Annotated in this window: 5 protein-coding genes; 1 reads left to right on the top strand and 4 read right to left on the bottom strand. The window is 38.9% G+C overall.

Going from position 1 to position 4,381, the window contains the following annotated elements; all coding sequences use genetic code 11:
- Positions 1 to 188: 188 nt before the first annotated feature.
- Positions 189 to 452 carry a hypothetical protein gene (locus tag V7083_RS18805; RefSeq protein WP_335480786.1) on the top strand — a complete coding sequence of 88 codons (264 nt, stop codon included), beginning with the start codon at positions 189 to 191 and terminating at the stop codon, positions 450 to 452.
- 43 nt (positions 453 to 495) lie between these two features.
- Here V7083_RS18805 and qoxD read toward each other — a convergent pair whose 3' ends face one another.
- From qoxD to qoxA, 4 genes are read right to left on the bottom strand one after another with little or no spacing between them, the layout of a single operon-like run.
- Positions 496 to 777 carry a cytochrome aa3 quinol oxidase subunit IV gene (gene qoxD / locus V7083_RS18800; RefSeq protein ID WP_335480784.1) on the bottom strand — a complete coding sequence of 94 codons (282 nt, stop codon included), beginning with the start codon at positions 775 to 777 and terminating at the stop codon, positions 496 to 498.
- Position 778: 1 nt separating this feature from the next.
- The gene (gene qoxC / locus V7083_RS18795; protein WP_335480782.1) at positions 779 to 1,375 is read right to left on the bottom strand and encodes a cytochrome aa3 quinol oxidase subunit III; all 597 of its coding nucleotides are present in this window, start codon (positions 1,373 to 1,375) and stop codon (positions 779 to 781) included.
- Entirely contained in the window at positions 1,375 to 3,321 is a 1,947-nt protein-coding gene (qoxB, locus tag V7083_RS18790; RefSeq protein WP_335480780.1) for a cytochrome aa3 quinol oxidase subunit I, read from the bottom strand. Before qoxB ends, qoxC begins: the two co-directional genes overlap by 1 nt.
- Before the next feature lie 53 nt (positions 3,322 to 3,374).
- Entirely contained in the window at positions 3,375 to 4,289 is a 915-nt protein-coding gene (gene qoxA, locus V7083_RS18785; RefSeq protein ID WP_335480778.1) for a cytochrome aa3 quinol oxidase subunit II, read from the bottom strand.
- Positions 4,290 to 4,381 lie beyond the last annotated feature (92 nt).

Genomic DNA, 4,381 nt, shown 5'->3' with positions numbered 1-4,381 from the left:
ATTTTGTATAAAAATAATTAACTAAATTTTAACAATTTTTTGAAAAAGTTTTGACAATTTTGTGAACATAATGAATAATAGTATTATATAGAAAGTGGAAATGTTGCTTTTTATAAACAACAAAAAAGAAACCGCTTTCAACTTATCTAAAATTCCAATAATGAATACGTACAGAGGGGGCCGTTATCATGAATTCACGCTTGAAAATCTTAAAGGTAACTCAGTGGGCCGGTGGTATTACATTAATAACTGGTATTATGGTCTTTTTATACGGAATAATAATTAGCCATATGGATCCGGTAATTGGAATTGGAATTGGCACCATCGTAGGATCAGTCATGTTCTTCTTAGTAGGAATGTTATTTATTGCCACTGAGGAAATGGTCGAAAACACCGATAGAGGAATTGAAATGGCGCCAATCAAACCAAAATTATATTTAGTCAAAAGATAAAGAAAGAGAGCATCTGATCAGATGCTCCCTTTCTCTTTTATTCCTACATATCCCAAAGGAATATGAGTAATGTTCCAAAGACAGTTATTAAGGCAATTGCTACCATGAAAAACACTTTTCCGTAAATAATCCATTTGTCATCCGTTTCACCAGCGTGCATGAACACAACTAACTGAAGCAGCGCCTGAACAAAAGCAGTGATGACCAATACGATCATTCCTTGTGCAAATGACAAGTGAAGGTAATAAACAGCTAGAGCAGCGGCTGTTAGAACCAAGGAAAAGACAAACCCCATTATTTGTTTTCGCGGAAATAATTCACTCATCTTACATCAGTCCTTTCAAATAGATGAAGCTGAAGATAAAGATCCAGACCACATCCAAGAAGTGCCAATATAACGAAAAGATAAATGACTTGTTTGCCGTTTCAGGACTTAGTCCGCGCTTTTTCACTTGCAAAATGATAGCTGTTCCCCAGAATAATCCAAAGGTAACGTGCGCACCATGGGTTCCCAAGGTAGTCATCAGCATGGCGGTAAACGCACTTGTCTGCAATGTTGCTCCTTCATGGATATAGGTCATAAACTCATCAATTTCAAAGCCCAGGAATCCTAAACCAAGAAGCAGTGTAATCACGAAGAATGTCAACATAGCTTTTGTACGGCCTATCCGCATTGCGTGAACAGCAAGTCCAATGGTGAAACTACTTGATAATAATAAAATGGTTTCAATGATCACCGGGGTAATTTCAAAAATTTCGGTACCGCCTGGTCCGCCTCCGGTTCTATGTTCTAACGTAAAGTAAGATGTAAAGAGTGTCGCAAACAGCATGATTTCAGCCGCGAGGAACACCCAAAATCCAAAAATATTCATTCCGTTTTGTTTCGTACTATATTCTAATGGCAGCGAGTGGTCGACTTTCATTAATTAGCACCTCGCAATTTCGTTTCGGTTTCTTCTACTTCTTTTAAAGAAATATAACGGCCATGATCTTTCTCAAAGGATCGCATTGCCATGCATGCAAAAATACCAAGCAATGCAACAATAGCTGGAATCCAAAGTGAGAAAATCAGTGAAAAGCCTAACACAAAGAAGATTGCACCCATGATAAATGGAACTCCACTGTTATTCGGCATATGGATTTTCTCCAAATTACCTGGGAACAGCTTGTGACCTTTTTTCTTAGAATCCCAGAATGCTTCGTATGATGTAACGTGTGGTTCAATGGCAAAGTTATATTCCGGAATCGGAGTATGTGTTGCCCACTCAAGAGTACGTGCATCCCAAGGATCAGCTCCAATATTTCTTGGTGAATAACGAACACTGTAATAGACGTTATAAACAATTAATAAAAAGCTGATCGCCATAACTCCTGCACCGACAAATGATAGCATATTCAACGGACCATAGCCTGTCGCTGCGGAATATGTGTACATACGACGGGCTTGCCCATCCAAACCAGTAATATACATCGGGAAGAAGGCTAAGCAGAATCCAATAGAGAGAGTCCAGAAGGACCATTTTCCAATTCTTTCATTTAGCATAAAGCCAAACATTTTTGGCCAATAAAACGTTAAACCTGCCAGCATCGCAAATACAACACCTGGGATGATTGTATTATGGAAGTGAGCTACTAAGAACATGGTATTATGGTATTGATAGTCTGCTGCAGACATCGCTAGCATAACCCCAGTCATCCCACCGATAACAAACAACGGAATAAAACCGAGCGAGTATAGCATTGGAACGGTAAAACGAATTTTCCCCTTCCACATAGTAAACAGCCAGTTAAAAATCTTAACACCTGTTGGTATCGAAATGGCCATTGTCGTGATGGAGAAGAAGCTGTTTGATAGTGCTCCTTGGCCCATCGTAAAGAAATGGTGCGCCCAAACCATACAGGAAAGAGCTGAGATCACAACCATGGAAGCTACCATTGATTTATAGCCATAAAGGTTTCTGCTAGAAAATGTCGAGATAATTTCACTGTAAATTCCAAATGCCGGCAAAATAAGGATGTATACTTCAGGATGGCCCCAAACCCAGAAAAGGTTGGCCCACAGCATATCCATTCCGCCATTTGTCATGGTAAAGAAGTGAGTTCCAAATAATCTGTCCATCGTACCCATTGCAAGGGCAACTGTGATAACTGGGAAAACAGTAACAACGATTAAGTTTGTTGCCAACGTAGCCCATGTAAACATTGGCATTTTCATCAATGTCATACCAGGTGCTCTCATTTTGAAAATGGTGGTAAGCATATTAATACCAGTCATCAAGGAGCCAATGCCGGATATTTGAACTGCGATCATATAATAGTTGGTACCAACGTGTGGGCTGAATTCATTCCCTGCTAGCGGAAAATATGAAGTCCAACCTGCATCAGGTGAGCCTCCGATTACAAAAGAGATATTAAATAGCATGGCTCCAAAGAAGAAAAGCCAGAAGCTTAACGCGTTTAATCTAGGAAAAGCCACATCACGTGCACCAATTTGCAATGGAACTACGAAGTTCATAAACGCAAAGATGAATGGCATGGCCATAAACATAATCATGACTACCCCGTGTGTGGTGAAAACTTCATTGTAATGCTGTGGGTCTAACATCTTATTATCAGGCACTGCAAGCTGAGCGCGCATCATGATCGCATCAGCTCCGCCTCGGAACAACATGATTAAAGCAGAAAGCATATACATAATACCAATCCGTTTATGGTCCACTGTAGTTAACCATTCACGCCATAAATATCCCCATTTTTTAAAATAAGTCAGGCCCGCAATTATAGCGACCACCGTAAGGCCGATCGCGACCATCGAAGCGTAAATGGCAAGACTTGGATTAGGAATGGCAAAACGATCAAAGAAATCCATTCTTTTTAACTCCTCTCAAGAGATTAACTTTTTACTATTTTTAAATTACCTTATTATTTATCGTGATCTGACATATCCATATCCATATTCATATCCATTTCAGAATCCATTTTTCCATCGTGACTCTTTTCTGATCCACTATGATGCAGATTTGGAGCTGGACTAAATTCTAAATGGGTTCCTGTAAATGTCATTTGTCCAAGGTGACCAGGTTTTAATAACTGATCAAATTTTTTCTCTGTTAAAGGTTTTGCTGTTTTCTTTACGTCTTTTACCCATTTATCAAAATCTTTCTCAGACATGGCTGTTACATTAAATGTATTTTCGGCTGTTCCTTTACCGCTGAAGTTTGCGTTTCGACCCATCATTTCACCAGGCTCATCAGCAGCTAAGTGAAGGGTTGTTACCATGTTTGACATGGCATACTTTTGTCCGCCCAGTTGCGGAATCCAGAAGCTAGTAATAGGTCCGTAAGAATACAGTTTAAATTCTATTGGACGATCCGTTGGAATGTATAAATAGTTAACGGTTTCAATATCTTGCTCCGGATAACTAAAATGCCATTTCCAATCTGATGAAGAAGCATAAATCACCATAGGTTTCTGATCCTGATACTGTTTTGGTTTTGCCTCAACGATGTAGTTACTTTGGACAGAAACGATTGAAAAGTAAACGACGATAATAACAGGAATTCCGACACATAGTAACTCTACCCACTTATTTCCTTCGATGTGAGGTGGTTCATAATCAGGACTTTGCTTTGATGCACGATACTTTACCAATACGTAAATCAAAATAGCAAATACAACCAAAACAACTAATGACATGATTCCGATCGATAATAAAATGTCGTGGGCTTGCCTTTCAGCTTGTGGCCCTTTTGGATTCAGAACCATGAGTGGCTCACACCCTGTTAACACTGTAGCAATAGTGAGAACAAGTAATAATAAAGCCGATTTTACTTTCATACTAGTACCCCTTTCCTTTGATTAAAAAATTTCAATTTTATATTATTGTGAATTTCATCACATTTTTAGTTTTGTGATTTAAATCACATCTC

The organism is Bacillus sp. JJ1764 (assembly GCF_036962145.1).
Lineage (GTDB): Bacteria > Bacillota > Bacilli > Bacillales > Cytobacillaceae > Neobacillus.
Note: the sequence above shows the minus strand (reverse complement) of the source record. Positions and strands in the feature narration are given on the sequence as shown.